The 19,828-nt window shown below is 39.6% G+C and carries 18 protein-coding genes; 10 read left to right on the top strand and 8 right to left on the bottom strand.

The window, feature by feature from the left end; translation table 11 throughout:
* Nucleotides 1-40: 40 nt before the first annotated feature.
* Together BCU91_RS02785 and BCU91_RS02780 are read right to left on the bottom strand one after the other, a co-directional pair.
* Nucleotides 41-736 carry a TrkA C-terminal domain-containing protein gene (locus BCU91_RS02785; protein ID WP_157936258.1) on the bottom strand — a complete coding sequence of 232 codons (696 nt, stop codon included), beginning with the start codon at nucleotides 734-736 and terminating at the stop codon, nucleotides 41-43.
* Nucleotides 737-1,090: 354 nt separating this feature from the next.
* Nucleotides 1,091-2,035, bottom strand: a complete 945-nt coding sequence (locus tag BCU91_RS02780; RefSeq protein ID WP_206747616.1) for a LysR family transcriptional regulator — start codon at nucleotides 2,033-2,035, stop codon at nucleotides 1,091-1,093.
* A gap of 192 nt (nucleotides 2,036-2,227) precedes the next feature.
* On the opposite strand from BCU91_RS02780, the gene BCU91_RS02775 reads away from it, so the two are divergent.
* The 10 genes from BCU91_RS02775 (at nucleotide 2,228) to lpxM (ending at nucleotide 13,822) form a co-directional block, all read left to right on the top strand.
* On the top strand, nucleotides 2,228-2,440 hold the full coding sequence (locus BCU91_RS02775) for a DUF1656 domain-containing protein (RefSeq protein WP_102437895.1): 213 nt from the start codon (nucleotides 2,228-2,230) through the stop codon (nucleotides 2,438-2,440).
* 13 nt (nucleotides 2,441-2,453) lie between these two features.
* Nucleotides 2,454-3,317 (top strand): HlyD family secretion protein, encoded by an 864-nt coding sequence (locus tag BCU91_RS02770; protein WP_102477240.1) that lies wholly within the window; start codon nucleotides 2,454-2,456, stop codon nucleotides 3,315-3,317.
* 16 nt (nucleotides 3,318-3,333) lie between these two features.
* Nucleotides 3,334-4,731: an FUSC family protein gene (locus BCU91_RS02765; protein ID WP_102530851.1), complete on the top strand. Its 1,398-nt coding sequence runs from the start codon at nucleotides 3,334-3,336 to the stop codon at nucleotides 4,729-4,731.
* Between the two features lie 379 nt (nucleotides 4,732-5,110).
* Nucleotides 5,111-6,805: a hypothetical protein gene (locus BCU91_RS02760; RefSeq protein WP_198589307.1), complete on the top strand. Its 1,695-nt coding sequence runs from the start codon at nucleotides 5,111-5,113 to the stop codon at nucleotides 6,803-6,805.
* A gap of 239 nt (nucleotides 6,806-7,044) precedes the next feature.
* Nucleotides 7,045-7,530: an acyl-CoA thioesterase gene (locus BCU91_RS02755; RefSeq protein ID WP_102437889.1), complete on the top strand. Its 486-nt coding sequence runs from the start codon at nucleotides 7,045-7,047 to the stop codon at nucleotides 7,528-7,530.
* Between the two features lie 118 nt (nucleotides 7,531-7,648).
* On the top strand, nucleotides 7,649-8,521 hold the full coding sequence (locus BCU91_RS02750; RefSeq protein ID WP_102530850.1) for an NAD(P)-dependent oxidoreductase: 873 nt from the start codon (nucleotides 7,649-7,651) through the stop codon (nucleotides 8,519-8,521).
* Nucleotides 8,522-9,018: 497 nt separating this feature from the next.
* The gene (pheS, locus tag BCU91_RS02745) at nucleotides 9,019-10,002 is read left to right on the top strand and encodes a phenylalanine--tRNA ligase subunit alpha (protein WP_076536230.1); all 984 of its coding nucleotides are present in this window, start codon (nucleotides 9,019-9,021) and stop codon (nucleotides 10,000-10,002) included.
* Nucleotides 10,003-10,017: 15 nt separating this feature from the next.
* Entirely contained in the window at nucleotides 10,018-12,405 is a 2,388-nt protein-coding gene (pheT, locus tag BCU91_RS02740; RefSeq protein ID WP_102530849.1) for a phenylalanine--tRNA ligase subunit beta, read from the top strand.
* A 4-nt stretch (nucleotides 12,406-12,409) separates the two neighbouring features.
* On the top strand, nucleotides 12,410-12,709 hold the full coding sequence (gene ihfA, locus BCU91_RS02735) for an integration host factor subunit alpha (RefSeq protein WP_102437883.1): 300 nt from the start codon (nucleotides 12,410-12,412) through the stop codon (nucleotides 12,707-12,709).
* Between the two features lie 177 nt (nucleotides 12,710-12,886).
* Entirely contained in the window at nucleotides 12,887-13,822 is a 936-nt protein-coding gene (gene lpxM / locus BCU91_RS02730; protein ID WP_102530848.1) for a lauroyl-Kdo(2)-lipid IV(A) myristoyltransferase, read from the top strand.
* A gap of 96 nt (nucleotides 13,823-13,918) precedes the next feature.
* On the opposite strand, the gene BCU91_RS02725 is transcribed toward lpxM, so the two are convergent.
* From BCU91_RS02725 to BCU91_RS02700, 6 genes are all read right to left on the bottom strand, one after another.
* Entirely contained in the window at nucleotides 13,919-15,049 is a 1,131-nt protein-coding gene (locus BCU91_RS02725; RefSeq protein WP_102477243.1) for a cupin domain-containing protein, read from the bottom strand.
* A gap of 80 nt (nucleotides 15,050-15,129) precedes the next feature.
* The gene (gene purB / locus BCU91_RS02720; RefSeq protein WP_102530847.1) at nucleotides 15,130-16,500 is read right to left on the bottom strand and encodes an adenylosuccinate lyase; all 1,371 of its coding nucleotides are present in this window, start codon (nucleotides 16,498-16,500) and stop codon (nucleotides 15,130-15,132) included.
* Nucleotides 16,501-16,555: 55 nt separating this feature from the next.
* A complete protein-coding gene (hflD, locus tag BCU91_RS02715) occupies nucleotides 16,556-17,176 on the bottom strand; it encodes a high frequency lysogenization protein HflD (RefSeq protein ID WP_076536241.1) in 621 nt (206 codons plus the stop codon).
* Nucleotides 17,177-17,179: 3 nt separating this feature from the next.
* Nucleotides 17,180-18,298 carry a tRNA 2-thiouridine(34) synthase MnmA gene (gene mnmA, locus BCU91_RS02710; protein WP_102520013.1) on the bottom strand — a complete coding sequence of 373 codons (1,119 nt, stop codon included), beginning with the start codon at nucleotides 18,296-18,298 and terminating at the stop codon, nucleotides 17,180-17,182.
* 120 nt (nucleotides 18,299-18,418) lie between these two features.
* A complete protein-coding gene (locus BCU91_RS02705; RefSeq protein WP_102530846.1) occupies nucleotides 18,419-18,898 on the bottom strand; it encodes an NUDIX hydrolase in 480 nt (159 codons plus the stop codon).
* A gap of 36 nt (nucleotides 18,899-18,934) precedes the next feature.
* Nucleotides 18,935-19,588 (bottom strand): rRNA large subunit pseudouridine synthase E, encoded by a 654-nt coding sequence (locus BCU91_RS02700; protein WP_102530845.1) that lies wholly within the window; start codon nucleotides 19,586-19,588, stop codon nucleotides 18,935-18,937.
* Nucleotides 19,589-19,828 lie beyond the last annotated feature (240 nt).

Raw genomic sequence — 19,828 nt, 5'->3', positions numbered from 1 at the left:
CTTTAAAAGTGACTGCCTTTTTATTTAAATTAATTAAAGCTTACAGTTTTATTAGTCGCTGCTGTACTCGCTCAATGTCGTTACTCTTACCCACTAATTGAATATGATCGCCTTCTTCAGTTATCAGATCAGGAGTAATCAACATATCAAATTTATTTCTGGCAAGTGCTGTAATACATACTGAACTGTCGGTATTGGCATTCAGCATTTTTTTAATCGTTTTTAGTGACAGACCAACTAAGTGGTTAGGCTTAATCACGTATTCAAATGTCGTTTCAATAATGTTGCTATCATCAATAGCGATTTCAGTACCAATGATATTATCATCATAATAATAAAGTGCATTATTAGGTCCGGTAATGGTCACAATATCACCTGCTGCAATCATATCAGGCTGTTGTTTATCAAGGTTTTGGCTTAAGGTTAATTCAAAACTCACATCAATTGCTGCCTCATTAAGTTGTAACAAGGTTTTATCGACGACCGTACTATCGTTATTTACTTCAAATGAGCGAGAAACAATATTTTTAGTGGTATTGATATTTTTTGGCTTAAATGGATCCATTAACAAGAGTTTACTCTCTGTATATTTAGAGCCAGATAAAAAACCAATGATATAGATAAATATACCCAATAGCAGTACACCAAGTTCTGGCTCTAAATGGAGATGAAGCAGTGTGATGGTGATGCAACCACCGATAAAACTAGCCAGAATACCAAACACAACTCTGTGCATGCTAATTAAGCCGATTAAAAAACCTATTACTAATGTTAAAACAAAAGTGATGTATGGGTTGGAATGAAATAAATTTTCAATTGTTTCCATAATTATGACTACTTTATTTTGGAGCGATTTATGCCAACAATACTCATTACTGTATATATTAATTACATAGTAGGGATATTCACCCTTGGTAAAATATCACCAACGATAATCAATACAGTGTGGTGTTATGCAGTCATAATAAAGTGCAGTCAGTTTTATAGACAATCTCATTTGAAGGATGAAACCCTGCATTGAAGTTGCTGAAGATAACTAAAGGGATGAAAGCCTCTTAATGCAGAGGCTACTAATACAAATATGATGCTATTATTTGGATCTAACTCTATTTATATAGTTAGCTATGGCTGATGTGATAGACTTTTTGGCCGGCATAATTTGTTTTGAGTGTGGGTTCCAAAGTGATATAGGTACTTGTAATGCGTCTTGTATTTGTTCTATTTCTATCGGTATAAGATCGTGTGCAGTATATTCCATGGAATTGATTAACAATGGGAAAATGCTCCACCCAAGACCTTCTTCAACCATTTTAATGATGAGAGTCAGTTGATCTACCACTTCATAATTGGAGGAGACAATGATTTTTTTACTCATATCATCATCAAGCATGGATTTTAAGATAAACTGACGGCTAGTCTTCATTTTAGCCAAGGTTGCTTCAGAGTTTAGTGTTGCTAGGTCAGCGTCTTTGTTGGTGAAAGCGGCAAATGACATGTTACATAAAAAAGTATGATCGATGCTGTTTAGCACTTTGCTTTCGTATATATTCACAATTCCAAAATGAATACTGCCGTCTTGTATTCCCACTTTAATATCATTTTTGGTTCTGACGAGGAAGTTAACTTTTAATGATGGGCTGTCAATTAGCAGTTGTTTTCTAATCTCAGATATCACTTGTTGCGGTATAAAACTGCAATACCCAATTGTAATTGAATTAAGCTCACCAAATGCCAAGCTCATGGCCACTTGGTCAAAGGTTTTGGATTGCTCAATAGCCTGTTTGGCATAGTTATAAAGTAGTACTGCATCTTCAGTCGGTTCAACGGTTCTACCGATCCGTTCAAACAGGGTAATGGCTAATTGATCTTCAAGGTTATTAATGACTTGGCCAATAGTTGTACGATGTTTGTCCAGTTTCACCGCTGCTTTACTGAAAGCTTTCTGCTCATAGACAGTTACAAAGGCAAGAAGTTGTTCCAAACTAAAGTTCATAGTTGTCTCTTCAAATAATGAAAAATGCGATGTGGTATACATTTGGGGTTATACCGTCACTTAAATCACAATTTATCACACATAAAAACAATTGTTTATAGATTTCGATGGGTGAGATCCATCATAGATGATTACAAGATTTTCTCTGCCGCCATTAAAATATATGCATAAATGAGTAAGAAGACATTAAGTCAATGTTTTTTAAATAGTTAATATTATTTAGGTGATAGGCGTATGAGCATAATGCCCCATGAAGTGGTAATCGGTGATGTGTATTTTCCGCCATTATTACTGGTTGCCGCTATGGCATATATATTAACCGGCGTAGTTACCGCTATTGGTACTAAAATTGGTTTACATAAATATGTCGCAGCTCCGGCCATAGTTGAATTGTCTATGGTTATTCTTTTTATCGGCTTAATTAGCCAATTTATTTCCATATTTTAAGTAGGTAACGCCAATGTTTAAACGTTATTTTATTACCCTGTTGCTGATGGCGGCGGCAATAGGTGTTTTGTATAGTCAGTATCAAACTTACACTGATAATCCTTGGACAAGAGACGGTCAAGTCAGAGCCTATGTTATCCAAGTAACCCCACGAGTGACGGGTCAAATAGTTAGCGTTAATGTTACAGATAATAGCCATGTACAAAAAGGCGATGTGCTATTCGAGATTGATTCTAGCTTGTATAAAACCAGTTTAGATAAAGCGGTAGCAACTCAAAAGCAATCTCAAGCTTTAGTTCGTAAGGCTCAGAACGAGTCTAGTCGCGCTATTGAATTAGAAAAGCTAACCCCTGGTGCTCAGTCAGTGTTAACCCTTAATAATCTACAAAATGCAGTTGAAACCGCACAAGCGAACTTGTTAATGGCAAAAGCCCAAGTGGAAGAAGCTAAATTAAATCTAGCTTACACAAAAATTACTGCACCAACAGATGGCTATATTACTAATTTGAATTATCGAGCAGGCTCACAAGTCGTTGCTAATTCGCCTGTTGTTGCTTTGATTGATGAAAACAGCTTTTGGATTGACGGTTTTTTTAAAGAAACTGATTTAAAAGATGTGGCTATTGATAATAAAGCCCAAGTCACATTAATGATGCATGACCAAGTCACTTTAGAAGGTAAAGTACAAAGTATTGGTTACGGCATTTCGAAAACTGATGGCAGTACCGGCAATTCGTTACTACCTAATGTGAACCCGAATTTCGAGTGGATCCGCTTAGCACAACGCATTCCAGTTAAGATAAAACTTGATAAGTTACCTGAAGATATTCAGCTGCGAGTTGGTATGACGGCATCGGTAAAAATTCTGAAGCATTAAATTTTATAGAGTGAGAATGTGTATGCTCAGTTTACCCGTTAAGGAAGCGATAAAAGTTTCTGTCTCTGTCGGTATAGCAATTGCCTTAGCATTGTTTTTTCAATGGGAAAAACCGTATTGGGCTGCTATTACCGTTATTGCCATTGCTTCAAATGAAACTCTTGGGCATGGCTTACACAAAGGTAAAAACCGCCTTATAGGTACAGTTTGCGGCGTTAGTGTGGCGTTATTTCTGGTGAGCTTTTTTGCCCAGACTCCGATGTTATTCATTGGTTGTTTACTGTTGCTTTTGGCTGTTAGCGTGTGGTTTGCTGATAATTTGCGTTATGGTTATGCATTTACCATGGGCTTTACTGTGTGCACTATTGTTGCGGTAATGGGAGGCTTTAATGGTGAAGCTTCATTTGATGTTGCGGTTTTACGAATACAAGATAATTTACTTGGAGTGCTAGTTTATTCAATTGTTTATCGTTTTATTTGGCCTTTAAACACTGAATCTTTATTCTTTAGCAGCGTTGACTCTGCGTTAAATGCTTTTCATAAAATAGATAACGCGCTTAACGAGGCTGCAAAAAGTGCTCATCATGATAATATTCAAGACTTATTAGTCGATGCACAATTACTGATTGATAAATTAAGTGACTTGATCAGTATGCCATTGAGTTCCAGTTATAAACTTCAACATGAAAAAGATAAATGGACTGTCATAGTCGATGGTTTTTCTCACGTTCTGCAGCATAGCAAATCCACCATCAAGTTGTTATCCAGTGATAAACCCAATGATGATAAGTTGCAACAGTTAGGTTATTTTTCCCAAGAAATTAAAATGCTTGATAATGCCATTAATGGCGAAAAGTTAGATGTTGAAATTTTAGCTAACTACTGGAAGCAAGAGAGCATAAAGCCCCAAAACTCGAAAGAGGCTGTAAAAGAAAATTTATTGAAAGTGAGAATTAACAGAGTTATAAAGGCGGTTTCAATAGCCTCAACTTGTTATGGCGCATGGATATATTTTGCCTTACCTGGTGGTATTTTTATCCCTATGTTTGGTTCAATTTTTGCCAATATAACAGTCAGTTTACCATTTCCTTTAATGAAGCAGGTGATATTATCTGCACTGCTATGGGGAGTGTTTTTTTTACTGCAATATATTTTTATAATGCCCGCATTTACAGAGCTTTGGCAGTTAGTTGGTTTTTATATGATTAACGTTTTCCTCATTTGGGGACTTTTTCCAAAGCCTGCAATGATGCTAGTGCGTATGCTAGGTGGCAATTTACTTATGGTAATGACTATGAGTGCATTACATTTAACGCCTAGTTATGACATTAATACGCCATTGCTGATACTGGTCATATTAATGATTACCGTGATTGTTGCACGTTTCTATAATCAATTATTTATGCTCAAATAAGAGAAATAAGATTTCCTCATGACGCTCAATACAGCATTGAGCGTCATTAATAGCCTCGAATTTACATTCTTTTATATATAATTCCAGTTTAACCCCCTAATCCTTCTATTGGTTTTGATCCGTTTTTATTTTATCTACTTAGGTAATTTTGATGCTGATTTGCTGTTTATCTCAGTAGTGGTTTTTATTCATGTAGGGTTTAATCCATCAATAGCGATTAAATATCTAATAAATAAACACATACAATATTCCCATTGAACGGAAAAAGCGCGTTAGCCAATAACGTTTGCTGAACTTGCATTATGTTTTTCCGAAATTTGAATCAGGAAATGATTCGATAACTTATTTGCCATAGATTGGCTTTCAAAGGGTACTATTAATGAATCAAACGCTATTTTGTTCACTTAATCATTTTTCTACTTCTCGCTGTATTCTAAAAGCAATACCAATAGCCATATTGTTAACACTCTCAAACGTAAGTTATGCGCAGGAAAGTATTTTTGTTGAAGATAAAAACAACAAACAACTCATTAATTCAGCGGAGCAAAATGTTTTTCAACAATACGGCGTTTCAGAAGATATTTTGAAATTAGGCTTAAGCTCGCTGTCACTAGGTGATCAGCAAGTTGAGCGTGTGGTTAGAACCTTGGAAGTCGGCGATAAGGTAAAAAGTTCAGATGTGTTTTTGGTTCAAAGTACAGATACTCGCGGTAATATTGATCTGAGAATTAAATATGACCAATCTAAATTAGATGATAATGAGGATGTCATAAAAACTATCGAACAAATAACTAAAACAGAATATCGCTTGAAAAATTACATGGAAAGTTATGATAAGTCTTCCGTCGTTGTTGATGAGATATCTGCCAATGAAATAGAAATAAGCTTTAATTACTCTAAATATGGTTTACCGCAAGATATTGCTTATTTTCGTTTTATGCGGGTTAAGCTTACTGTAGTAAATGGTGTTGCAACCAAAATGGTCATGACCAATTCAAAACCATTTGATTTTGATGCGTTTAGTGTCGAACATTATCGTCAAGAAGTTGATTTAATGACACTGGTTAACGGACACACAGCCATTGCAAATAAAGTGATTCACGCTACTGGTAAAAAAGGTAACAAAGAAGCAAGTTATCACGCAACTATCAAGCCCGTGGCATTTTATGATGATGAACATGGTGCATTAGTTTTTGATGAAGCGTCATTAAAAATGGTTTCTGATCCGCGCATTCGTGAAGAAAAGGTCGATTTAGATAGACTCTTTCCGTTAATGAGTGATTTAGTTCGCCAGCAAGGTATTGATGTGCCACTGCCATTTGGTTTTTCGGTCGCTTATCGAAATCAAGATATGGATTTTGGTTTTGATAGTTTTAATATTATGGGGGTAGATTTGGATGAATGGTTTGATCCATCGAGCTCAGTTGGCACTGTTAATGCTGAAAGTTATTCATTCAGAGCTGATGTCAATATTTTACCGTTTTGGAATATATATGCTTTAGTGGGCAAGGTGAATGTGGATGCAGTCGTTGATGCCCAATATACCGGAAAACTTAAAGATGTGTTTGAAGATAAGCTCGGGGTTATCGGTGGCAGTTTGGCATGCAGTTTATTAGAAAATCAGGGCGCTGATTTATGCTCACCAGGAAGAGTCGAAGTGCCGCTACATTTAGAATATGATCTGGCAGGTTTGGGGACAACGCTTTCTGTCGGTTATAAAGAATTTTTTGCATCTGTTACTGCAACTTACTCTAAAACTCGTCTTGATGGCCAGGATTGGGGAGATGGTATTGTGACTATCCAGCCAATGCTTGGTTATCAATTCCTTGAGTCGCGAGCACAAATTTTTATCGGCGCAGAATATCAAGGCCTTAAGCCTTCGATGACTGGTAATTTAGGCGATATATTGGGAACCGGTGAAGACTTTACTTTTGATGTGGGTGTAGGGTTAGAACAATGGGCTTATTTAGTGGGTTTTAATAAACAGATAGGTCGTCATTTAAATTTGACAGGGCTGTACAATAAAGGTGAAACAAGAAGTTCATTTACTTTAAATTTAGGTTATCGTTTTTGATGTATTCAGTGGTAATTCAAGAGCCACCCATTAGCTAACCCTTTATAGTGTCAGTTTTAGTAAGCACAACTTTTTTAAGTTGTGCTTTTTTGTTTTTTGAAACTCAGCAGTATTTTTTTGAACTACCAAATAGCAATTAAGTACTCTTTCATCAAATATTTTCATTTAGGCATAATTTTTACTCATTTCTTTGATTAATTATCGTAAACTGACATTAATTAGCTGAATTAGGAGTCGTTATGGCCGGATTAGAAAGAGAAATTACCTTAAGGTTTTTAGCTGAACCTGCAGATGTGAACTTTGGCGGCAAAGTGCATGGTGGCGCGGTGATGAAATGGATTGATTTAGCTGCATATGCTGGTGCTGCAGGTTGGAGTGGTAAATATTGCATTACCGCTTATGCTGGTGGTATTCGTTTTGTAAAGCCTATCCATGTGGGCAATATTGTTGAAGTAAGCGCCAAAGTTATTTATACCGGCACATCGTCCATGCATTTTGGTATAGCGGTTAAAGCGGGTGACCCTAAAGAGCCTGAACGTCATCTTACTACCCATTGTATCGTGATTATGGTCGCAGTTGATGATGATGGTAAACCTACATCAGTACCTGAGTGGGTCCCCCAAACAGATGATGATATTCGTTTGAGGGATTCAGCATTACGTTTAATGGATATGCGCAAAAAAATTGGCTCTGAAATGGAAGCCCATGTAAAACCGGCTTTATAATCAATGTATTAGCCAAAATTTCAATCGCTTACTCATAAAGCCTAACTCGTTTTGGCTTGTAGCACAATCAACACTATTTTTAATAAACAACCACAATAATAATGAACGAAGGAATGATATGGCTAAAGTAGCATTTATCGGCTTGGGCGTGATGGGATACCCAATGGCAGGGCATTTGGCTAACCAAGGGCATCAAGTTACGGTTTATAATCGCACCACAGCAAAAGCGCTGCAATGGGCAGCGCAATATTCTGGTGAGTTAGCATTGACCCCAAAACTTGCGGCAGTAGAGCAAGATATCGTGTTTACTTGTGTGGGTAATGATGACGATCTTCGCCAAGTGGTTTTAGGGGAAGATGGCATTGTTCATGGGATAAAAGCTGGGGCAATTTTGGTCGATCACACCACCGCATCTGCCGATGTTGCTCGTGAACTGGCAGCCGTGCTTGCTAAGCAAGAGGTTGAGTTTCTAGATGCGCCCGTATCAGGTGGTCAAGCCGGTGCTGAAAATGGCGTGTTAACTGTGATGATGGGCGGAAAAGAAGCCGTTTTTAACCAAGTAAAACCGGTCATTGAGGCCTATAGTCGCTGCGCAGAATTATTAGGGGAGGTTGGAGCGGGCCAGTTAACCAAAATGGTCAATCAAATCTGTATCGCAGGAGTGGTGCAAGGGCTTGCCGAAGGGTTACACTTTGCTAAAAGTGCAGGTCTTGATGGTTTAAAAGTGGTTGAGGTGATCAGCAAGGGCGCAGCTCAAAGCTGGCAAATGGAAAATCGTTATCAAACCATGTGGCAAGGTGAGTATGACTTTGGCTTTGCCATTGACTGGATGCGTAAAGATTTAGCTATTGCTTTAGATGAAGGGCGTCGTAATGGTAGCCAGTTACCAGTTACTGCCTTAGTGGATCAATTTTATTCTGAAGTACAAGCCATGAAAGGTAACCGCTGGGATACTTCAAGTTTGTTAGCGCGTTTAGAAAAAAACCGCTAGACGCTCTCAATGGTGATAACTTATTAGCCATTGCACAATTTTGTCGTTTAAGTTGCGAATTTAGTTTGTTGGTAACATAAAAGCTCGCTGGTATTTAACATTGCCAGTGAGCTTTTTTGTTATCGTGTTAGCCCTTGGTATTTGTAAAAAATTCAATAATTTACTATCACTTGTTGTAATAATGTTCATTGGTTCTCAAGGTGATTGATTAGCTTATAAGCATTTGCTGCTCATAAATGGCGCTTAAGTTAATAGGTCGTTAATTTGTATTAAATTATACTATCGAAAATATAAATTCGATTTAATTTAAATGCCGCATTTTACTCAATAAAATCGTAATAAATGCTAGTAAATTAAGCTTAGCTAACGTAAAATTCCAGCTTTTGTTTTACCCCCATGCTTTAGGCATAAAGTTGACTTTGTGCCTAGACTACTATGTCGCCTGATAATCAGGCGCCCAATAGCATTTGATATGCAAAAATGCAGTGGATGAGAAAATGCAGCAGTTAACAGAGATCGTAGAACAAGCCTTAGAAGTAATAGGTAAGGCCAGTGATCTAAAGACACTGGATGATATCCGTGTCGACTACCTTGGTAAGAAAGGTAAGATCACTGACATGATGAAAATGATGGGTAGCTTAAGTCCAGCAGAGAAACCTGCCTTTGGACAAGCAGTCAACCAAGCTAAGCAAGCGGTACAGAAGCAACTTTCTGAGCGTATTGAAGGCTTAAAGGCTGCTGAATTAGAAGCGCAACTTATCGCAGATAAAATCGATGTAACCTTACCAGGTCGTACGCTTGAAATGGGCGGTTTACACCCAGTAACACGTACGATTGAACGTATTGAAACTTTCTTTGGCGAGCTTGGTTTTACCACTAAGCATGGTCCTGAAATCGAAGATGACTTTCATAACTTCGATGCATTGAATATTTCTGAGCATCATCCAGCTCGTGCTGATCATGACACCTTTTATTTCAATCCAAAAGTGATGTTGCGTACGCAAACTTCAGGGGTACAAATTCGTACCATGGAGCATGAAAAGCCACCTTTACGTATCATTTCTCCAGGTCGTGTTTATCGTAACGACTACGATCAAACTCACACGCCAATGTTCCACCAAGTGGAAGGTTTGTTAGTTGATGAAAAAGTTAACTTTGCAGAGCTGAAAGGCATTTTGCATGACTTCTTACGTAACTTTTTCGAAGAAGATTTAGAAGTGCGATTCCGTCCATCTTACTTCCCGTTTACTGAGCCTTCAGCTGAAGTTGATGTTATGGGTAAAAACGGTAAGTGGCTTGAAGTATTAGGTTGCGGCATGGTGCACCCTAATGTCCTTCGCAGTGTCGGTATCGACCCAGAAAAATACTCTGGTTTTGCTTTTGGTATGGGTGTTGAGCGTTTGACTATGCTGCGCTACGGTGTTAACGACTTACGTGCCTTCTTTGAAAACGATTTACGTTTTCTTAAGCAATTCAAATAACGGAGCAATATAAAGATGAAATTCAGTGAATCTTGGCTTCGTGAATGGGTTAGCCCATCTGTAAGCCGTGAAGAATTATCACACCAAATCACAATGGCCGGTCTTGAAGTTGACGGTATTGATGCCGTTGCAGCCGAATTTAGCGGTGTGATTGTTGGTGAAGTGGTTGAGTGTGGTCAGCATCCAGATGCTGACAAATTACGCGTAACTAAAATTAATGTTGGCGGCGATGAGTTAATTGATATCGTTTGCGGTGCACCAAACTGCCGTTTAGGCTTAAAAGTTGCGGTAGCAATGGTTGGGGCAGTGCTACCTGGCGATTTTAAAATTAAAAAAGCCAAACTACGCGGCCAGCCATCATTTGGTATGTTGTGTTCATACGGTGAGATCGGTATTGATATCGAAAGTGACGGTATTATTGAATTACCTGCAGATGCGCCGATTGGTAAAGATATCCGTGAATATCTTCAACTAAACGATGCCATCATCGACGTTGATTTAACCGCTAACCGTGCAGATTGTTTAGGTATGGCAGGCTTAGCGCGCGAAGTTGGTGTATTAAACCGTCAAGCGGTTGCTGAGCCGACGTGGGATCCTGTTACTGCAACTATCGATGATAAAGTTGAAATTAACGTTATTGCAGCAGATGCCTGTCCTCGTTATTTAGGCCGTGTGGTTAAGAATGTAAACTTAGCGGCAGCAACGCCTTTATGGATGCAAGAGAAGTTACGTCGTAGCGGTATTCGCTCAATCGATCCCATTGTAGATATTACTAACTACGTATTGATTGAATATGGTCAGCCAATGCATGCGTTTGATTTAGCAGCCTTAAATGGTGCTATTCAAGTGCGTTTAAGCGACGGCGTTGAAAAGCTTACTTTACTTGACGGTAACGAAATTACAGTACCAAGTGACACCCTAGTGATTGCTGACGATAAAGCAGCCGTTGCCTTAGCGGGTGTATTTGGCGGTGAAGCGTCAGGCGTAACTGCAAAGACCCAAGATATTTTATTAGAGTGCGCATTCTTTGCGCCTTTAGCCATTATGGGTAAATCGCGTCGCTTAGGCTTACACACAGATGCATCACACCGTTTTGAACGTGGTGTAGACCCTGAGCTTCAACATAAAGTGATGGACCGAGCTACGCGCTTAGTACTTGATATTTGTGGTGGTGAAGCAGGTCCTGTTGCTGAAGCAGTGTCTGAAGCGCATTTACCTAAGCCGGCTCAAATCACTTTGCGTCGCAGCAAGTTAGACAAAATTCTAGGTCATCATATTCCTGATACTGATGTAACAGAAATTCTTGAGCGTCTTGGATTTACTGTTGCAGTAACTGCTGACGCTTGGAATGTGACCACGGCAACATATCGTTTTGATATGGCCATTGAAGAAGATTTAATCGAAGAGGTTGCCCGTATTTATGGATATAACAATATCCCAAATATTGCACCTGTTGCTTCATTAAGTATGTCTGATCACAAAGAAGCGAATATTCCATTAAGCAAAGTGCGCAGTGTATTAGTGGCGCGCGGTTTCCAAGAGGCGGTGACCTATAGCTTTGTTGATCCTAAGTTACAAAACATTGTTCATCCAAATGAGCCAGCAATGATTTTACCGAATCCTATTTCGGTTGAAATGTCAGCGATGCGTTTATCGATGTTCACCGGTTTGTTAACTTCTGTTGGTTATAACCAAAGTCGTCAACAAGGTCGCGTACGTTTATTTGAAACCGGTTTACGCTTTATTCCTGATGCCAAAGCAGATTCTGGTGTTAGACAAGAAGCGATGATTGGTGCAGTAATTTCTGGTGTTCAAAATGATGAACATTGGTCAATGGAATCTAAAACTGTCGACTTCTTTGATTTAAAAGGCGATTTAGAATCAATAATCGGCTTGACAGTTTCGACTTCTGAATTTACTTTTAGAAGTGCAACACATTCAGCTCTTCATCCAGGGCAATGTGCTGAAATATTAAGAAATAATCGAGTCATTGGTGTTATAGGTGCTATCCATCCGAGTTTGGAGAAGCCTTTTGGCCTTAATGGCAAAACAATTGTTTTTGAGTTAGAACTGGACGCTTTACTGCAAGCCAGTTTGCCGCTAGCCCAGGCTGTATCTAAGTTTCCTGCTAATCGACGTGATATTGCAGTCGTTGTAGACGAAGAAGTTTCTGCAACTAATGTTATGGATTTGATAAGAAAAGTTGGCGAAAATCAGTTGGTTGGCTTAAACTTGTTCGATGTATACCGGGGTAAAGGTGTTGACGCTGGCAAAAAGAGCCTTGCAATCGCACTTACATTACAAGACATTACTCGTACACTTGAAGAAAAAGACATCACTGAAACTGTTGATTCAGTTGTCTCGGCACTTAAGAGCGAGTTCAACGCATTGTTGAGGGATTAAAAGTATGGCACTTACCAAAGCCGAAATGGCAGAACATCTTTTCGAAACACTTGGCATGAATAAACGTGTAGCCAAAGAGATGGTTGAGTCTTTCTTTGAAGAGATTAGAGAAGCACTTGAAAGTGGTGAGCAGGTCAAGTTATCTGGCTTTGGAAACTTTGATTTGCGCGATAAAAACCAAAGACCGGGAAGGAACCCAAAAACTGGTGAAGATATTCCTATTTCAGCTCGCCGTGTAGTGACGTTCCGTCCGGGACAAAAACTCAAAACACGTGTTGAAGAAGCAAATGCTGAAAAGAAGTAGTTTCACTGTTTAATAAAAAAGCCACTCATTGAGTGGCTTTTTTATTTTAACAAATTAAGCAAGATTCAAAGTAGCAATTTTACAATATTCAGATGTTGTCCCGCTGATAAATTGGTATTATGGCCAATTCCTTAGGCTCTTTGTTTCACTGTGTTAATGTAATCTTTGAGGTTTCTTTTGGCTAGACAAGCAAAACATTTCGATCGTCGCTTTACCCTATCTTTATTGCACCCGAAATATTGGGGTACATGGCTAGCCATTATGGTGTTATTTATGTTTGGGGTGATGCCTGCTTGGTTGCGAGATCCTATAGCGCGACTATTAGCCAAGCTGGTACTGTCTTATGCGAAAAAACCCATCAATATTGCGCGTATCAATATTAAAACATGTTTTCCTGAGAAGTCAGCGACTGAGGTGGATGAGTTAATTAACGCCAACGTCGATATGTTTGTTTTAACCTTGGTATCTCAAGCTGAATTATTAATTCGCTCAGATGCGCATCTAAGGCGTCGAGTCAGTATTACAGGTTTTGAACATGTGCAAGCCGCGCGTGATGCTGGCCAGCCGATTATTTTTATCATGCCCCATGTATGGCCGATTGATTATGCCGGGCTGCGTTTAAATATCGAACTGCCTATGGTTACCATGGCCAAAGCTCATAATAACGGCTTATTCAATTGGTTTAGTAATCGACTACGCAGTAGTAAGAATGGCCGCGTTTACATGCGAGAGGCGGGCATACGCGCGCTAATCACTGAATTAAAGCAAGATAATAGCTTCTTTTATTTACCAGATGAAGATTTAGGTCCTGAGCAAAGTGTATTTGCTCCATTGCTGGCAACAGAAAAAGCCACCTTACCGGTAGTAGGGCGTTTAGCGCAAGCAGGTAAGGCGCAGGTTTTACCGGTAAAAATAGGTTACGACAAAGCAGCTTACCAGTTTAAGTTGACCGTGATGCCGCAAGTTAAGCCTGAAGATATGCAAGGTAAGGATAACGAAGCCATTGCTTTAAATAAAATGGTTGAGCAAGTTATTCAAGCTTACCCTGAGCAATATATGTGGTTTTTGAAATTCCTTAAAACCCGTCCAGAAGGGCAAGCAAAAATCTATTAATTTGAATAACTAATAAACCAAAAAAGCACTCGATGAGTGCTTTTTTTTGGTTAAAGGAAAATTAGTGTGGCGCTAAGATGTCACTTTAATTAACGGTTACTCTGAAAAGTAATACCAACCTTGATTGATAAGCTGGGTTAATACCGTCATGACTTGCTGATCATTGAGCCAGTTTTGAAGCTGCGATTGAGTGAGTAGGTGATTATTGGCGATCTCGGCGATGATGTCTTGTTCAATCCCTGCGGCGCAAACCACTTCACCATTGATATACAACTGCGCTTGGGTATCAGCCTCTAGGCTTAATACCTTTAAGCCGCCAATACGTTGCATGTTAGCGCCATCTTCAATGGCTTCCTTAACATCTGTTGTTGAAATTGGCGCTTCAAAGGGATTGATATCGAGTTCAAAACGATTTTGGCTGAGTAACTTACCTAGCATAGTTTGGTATTGGGCAGGATCAGTTGCTAATTGAGCCAGTAAATCCATGATCCCTTGCTGCTGAGTTTGACTGACTAGGCCATGGCTTGCAGCTTCTTCGCTAGAGGTAAATCTATGTTGGCCAGCACTGTTATCAATCAGCGAATCAGCCAACTCAGTTAATAATTCTTGCTGACTTGGCGCTCTAAAACCAATAGAATAACTCATTGCAAGACTTAAGGTTTCACCGCAATGAGGGTAGCCTGGCGGAATATATAACATATCGCCTTTGCTGAGCACCACATCAATAATGGGTTCAAAGTCATCGACTAATGGACTTGATGGATCTCCACCACGGCATTGATGTTCGCCATTATGGCCCACTTTCCAGCGGCGTTCCCCTTCTCCTTGGATCAAGAACACATCATAATTATCAATATGTGGCCCAATGCCGCCTTGTGGGGTGGCAAACGATACCATTAAGTCATCAAAACGCCAATCAGGTAAAAATCTGAATGCTTCAACCAGTGGTTGAGACTCCGGATACCAATGGTTTACCGCTTGCACAAGTAACTGCCATTTGTCATCGCCATGTTCGTCATAGTCTTCAAACGGCCCTTGAATCACTTTCCAGTCATCGGTTTCAGTTTTAACGATGCGAGAAGAGATATCTTCTTCCATGGCTAGGCCTGCAAGTTCATCGGCCGATATTGGATCTTCAAATGCCTTAAAGGCATTTTTGATGACTATAGGTTTTTGTTGCCAATATTTACTGATGAACTCAGCAGTATCAAAATTTAATGTATACATAGTATTAAAAAAGGCGGCAATCCTTATGGAACTGCCGCCTATCCTTATTCAACAATCAATAGTTGTTATTGAGTGGAAGATTATTTTAACTCGTCAACAAATGCTTCAGCACGACCAATGTAGTTGGCTGGCGTCATTGTTTTAAGTTCAGCTTTAACGTTATCAGGTAACTCTAGACCATCGATAAAGACTGCAAGTTGATCGCCGTCGATACGCTTACCACGGGTTAACTCTTTTAATTTCTCGTATGGCTTTTCAATGCCGTAGCGACGCATCACTGTTTGTACTGGCTCTGCTAATACTTCCCAGTTTTTATCTAACTCAGCGCGAAGGTTTGCTTCATTCACTTCAAGCTTGCTGATGCCTTTCATTGTTGCTTGATAAGCAATTAATGAATGCGCCATACCAACACCTAAGTTACGCAATACTGTTGAGTCAGTTAAATCTCGCTGCCATCTTGATACAGGAAGCTTTGCGGCTAAATGCTGCATTAACGCGTTAGCAATACCTAAGTTACCTTCAGAATTTTCAAAATCAATTGGGTTAACTTTGTGCGGCATGGTTGATGAACCAATCTCGCCAGCGATAGTGCGTTGCTTGAAGTGACCTAATGCAATGTAGCCCCAAATGTCACGATCGAAATCGATTAAGATGGTGTTGAAACGGGCAATAGCATCAAATAACTCAGCGATGTAATCATGGGGCTCAATTTGAGTGGTGTATGCGTTCCAGTTAATACCTAAACTTGTCACAAAGCGTTGTGACAGCTCATGCCAGTTAACTTCTGGGTAAGCAGAAAGGTGAGCATTGTAGTTACCCACAGCGCCATTGATTTTACCCATGATTTCTACTGCATTGATTTGGTCTAGTTGGCGTTCTAAACGAACGGCAACGTTAGCCATTTCTTTACCCAGCGTAGAAGGCGAAGCCGGTTGACCATGTGTACGTGACATCAATGGTACTGATTTGTTGTCTTTTGCTAATTGCTTAAGCGCATTGACAATTTCTAGACACTGAGGCGCTAATACTAATTCACGTGCTTCTTTAAGCATTAATGCGTGAGATAAGTTATTAATATCTTCAGAAGTACAAGCAAAATGTACGAATTCGTCGATTGCAACTAATTCAGCGTTATCTGCAATTTGTTCTTTGATGAAATACTCAACCGCTTTAACGTCATGGTTAGTGGTTCTTTCAATCGTTTTAACGCGCAAAGCGTCTTCTTCACTGAAGTTATCCTTGATGCTATCTAGTAACGCTAATGCGTCTTCACTAAATGGCGGAACTTCTTCAATCTCTGGGCAACTTGAAAGTAGTTTTAACCAGTTAATTTCAACTTGAACACGGTATTTTGTTAAACCGAATTCGCTGAAAATACCTCGTAGAGAGGTGGTTTTACTACCGTAACGACCGTCTATCGGCGAGATAGCTGTCAGTGCAGAAAGATCCATTTGAAGCTCCTTGATGAACTTTTATTGTAAGTTGGAATATTTGTAGGGTGAATCGTTAATTATTTTTACGGCTACTGATAGCGGTATCCACAATGGCTTTACGGGCAAAAACTAAGTGACGGCGTTTGCCTCCCAGTTGTCGCCATAAAACGGCACTGCGCATCGCTGCTAGCAATAAAGCACGAATTTTTTGTTGTACTTGCGGTTGTTGTAAATAAGCTGGATTCCCAGAAATTTGCAATTTAGGTCCCAGTTCACTGATGGTATCACTGTAAATACTGGCAAGACTGGCGATGATTTGTTCATCAGTAATCGCAAAATGGTGTAGTTGTCGATGCACTTGGTTGATGCGTTCAGCTAACATGCCTAAGCCATTTGCTGAGCGAGCCAGTTTGCGCTCCAGTGCTAACATACCAACAAGGTAGCGGGTGGTTTCCACATCCTTGCTATTACCATCACCCAATTGGTTTTCAATGAGCTGATAACCTTTATTAAGTGCTTGCTTATCGGTATAGATATCACTAATAGAATCAGGATCTGTGACCATGATGGTGTTCAGACTTGCAGCAAGTGCGCTTTCATCTGAATCACCATGACGAGCAATATGTTGTACTTGAGCAATAGCTTGTAATATTCCGGCAAACGCCATAGTGCGTTCAAATAAGACTTGGCTCACAGACTATCCTCTAATTAAACAATCAATGATTCCGCCGCCAAGGCAGACTTCACCATCATAAAATACTGCAGATTGCCCCGGCGTTACCGCAGCAACGGGTTCATCAAAAATAACCCTTAAGTTACTGTCATCATCATAAGTCACAGTGCAGTGCACATCTTGCTGACGATAACGAGTTTTAACGGTAATTTTTGCTGGTGCGCTTGGGCCTTTGCGGTCAACCCAATGTAATTGATTGACCAACATGCCAGTAGACATTAACCGTGGATGCTTACCACCTTGGGCCACAACGAGCACATTGCGGGTTAAATCTTTATCAACCACATACCAAGGATCATCGTTACTATTTTTCAAGCCACCAATACCCAGACCTTTACGCTGGCCTAGTGTGTGGTACATCAATCCTTGGTGGGTACCAATCACTTCACCTTCATCAGCGGTTTCAATATCACCAGGCTGAGCAGGTAAGTAGGTTGCTAAAAAGTCAGTAAACTTGCGCTCACCGATAAAGCAGATGCCAGTACTGTCTTTTTTATCATGGGTGATTAAGCCCATTTCTTTGGCGATATCACGAACTTGGTGTTTTTCTAATTCGCCCACAGGGAATAAACTTTTAGCCACTTGCTCATGACTAAGGGTATAGAGGAAATAACTTTGATCTTTATTGCCATCAACACCACGTAACATTTGAGTTCCGTCAGCACTGTCATAACGGCGAACGTAGTGGCCCATAGCAATATAGTCAGCATCAAGAATTTCGTCAGCGAATTCTAAAAATGCTTTGAATTTGATTTCTTTGTTACAGATGATATCGGGATTTGGGGTACGACCTGCTTTATATTCCGCTAAGAAATACTCGAAAACATTGTCCCAATACTCTGCCGCAAAGTTAACTGTATGAAGTTTAATGCCTAATTTATCACAGACGGACTGGGCATCTTTTAAGTCTTCAGAAGCCGCACAATACTCATCGGTATCATCTTCTTCCCAGTTCTTCATGAACAATCCTTCTACTTGGTAGCCTTGCTGCATAAGCAAATACGCAGAAACAGAAGAATCTACACCGCCGGACATGCCAACGATGACTTTTTTACCATTTGGATTGGGAGTACTTAATGTCATAAAACCTAGAAACCATGAGTGTTTGGGTAGTTAGAGATCATAATGTGGTCGCCGTTAGTGCATTTCAAGTGCGCTGACAAATGAACCTATAAATCTCCAAAATGTGCGGCGCATATTCTATCATGCATTATTGGTTGCGGCTATGATCTGCAGTTCACTATTAATCAGTGATAATGGGCTGTGGGGTTTATGTAAATAGTCTTCAATAGATTTGAGTACTAATGGGCTGCGAAGTTGATTTTGACGGGCTTTTACCTGTTCTATAGTTAACCAATGGCAGGCACTAATAGCAGGATCTATTGGGGTGCATTCAACGCATTTGTTTACTTGTGCGCCAAAAGTAAATCGCATAAAAGACAATGCGTTTGATGCACTAAATTGGTAGATACAAACGAGTGCCGAAATAGTAATATTTAATCCGGTTTCTTCTTTTACTTCCCGAATGCAGGCATCAATGATGGTTTCATTGGCTTCTAAATGCCCTGCAGGTTGGTTAAAGCGCACTTCACCATCAATAATTTCTTCAACTAATAAAAATTTATTATCACAATGGATGACACAAGCAACGGTGGTATTGGGTTTATAACGTGGTTTAACCATGACTTATCCTATTGCCTAAAAATCTTGTGTGACAGATTAACTTTCTTGTTTGTGGACTTTATATTTACCACAATTAATGTCATCTAAACTCCATTGACCTATTTTATAGCGAATTAATCTTAAAGTAGGGTGGCCGATATGCGCGGTCATGCGTCTCACTTGTCGGTTTCTGCCTTCACAAATTTGAATTTCTAACCAGGTTGTTGGAATAGACTTTCGCTCACGCACTGGCGGGGTTCGCTCCCAAACCGCAGGTTCATCGATTACTTTTGCTTTTGCTGGCAAGGTCATGCCATCTTTTAGTTCAACCCCTTGGCAGAGTGCTTTTATTGACGCTGCATCTGGCTCACCTTCAACTTGAGCCCAATAAGTCTTAAAGGTTTTCTTTTTCGGCTGGGTCAATTTCGCCTGCAGTTTACCGTCATTAGTGAGTAGCAATAAGCCTTCACTGTCTCTATCTAAACGTCCTGCAGCATAAACGTCTTTTACTGGAATAAAATCTTTTAAGGTTTGGCGACCAGATTCATCGGTAAATTGACATAAAACATCAAAAGGTTTGTTAAACAACACAATTACGGGATCGGATACTGGCTTAGCTACTGGGCGTTTAAAGCCTTTTTTCATTGGGCGAGTTGATGTTGGGGATGCAAATTTATTACTGAAACGTTTTGGTTTGCCATTGACTGACATATAAAAGCCTTTAATGATGAAATTGATTCATTTTGTATAGTTTACTCGGCATTGGGCCTTAGTGGAATTTGAATCTTGCACATAATGGTCTATGATGTTGGCCTAAAAATGTGATCTGTACCCGTTTTTAAAAAACAAGCAGCCACTATTTATTTTTCAAATTTCATATGGATTTGTGCCGCAAAATTACACTTTAACAATAGATTAAAGGTCTTTTTAGGTAGATACTTATTACAATAA

It is taken from the genome of Shewanella sp. 10N.286.52.B9, from assembly GCF_002873635.1.
Classification (GTDB): Bacteria; Pseudomonadota; Gammaproteobacteria; order Enterobacterales; family Shewanellaceae; genus Shewanella.
Note: the sequence above shows the minus strand (reverse complement) of the source record. Positions and strands in the feature narration are given on the sequence as shown.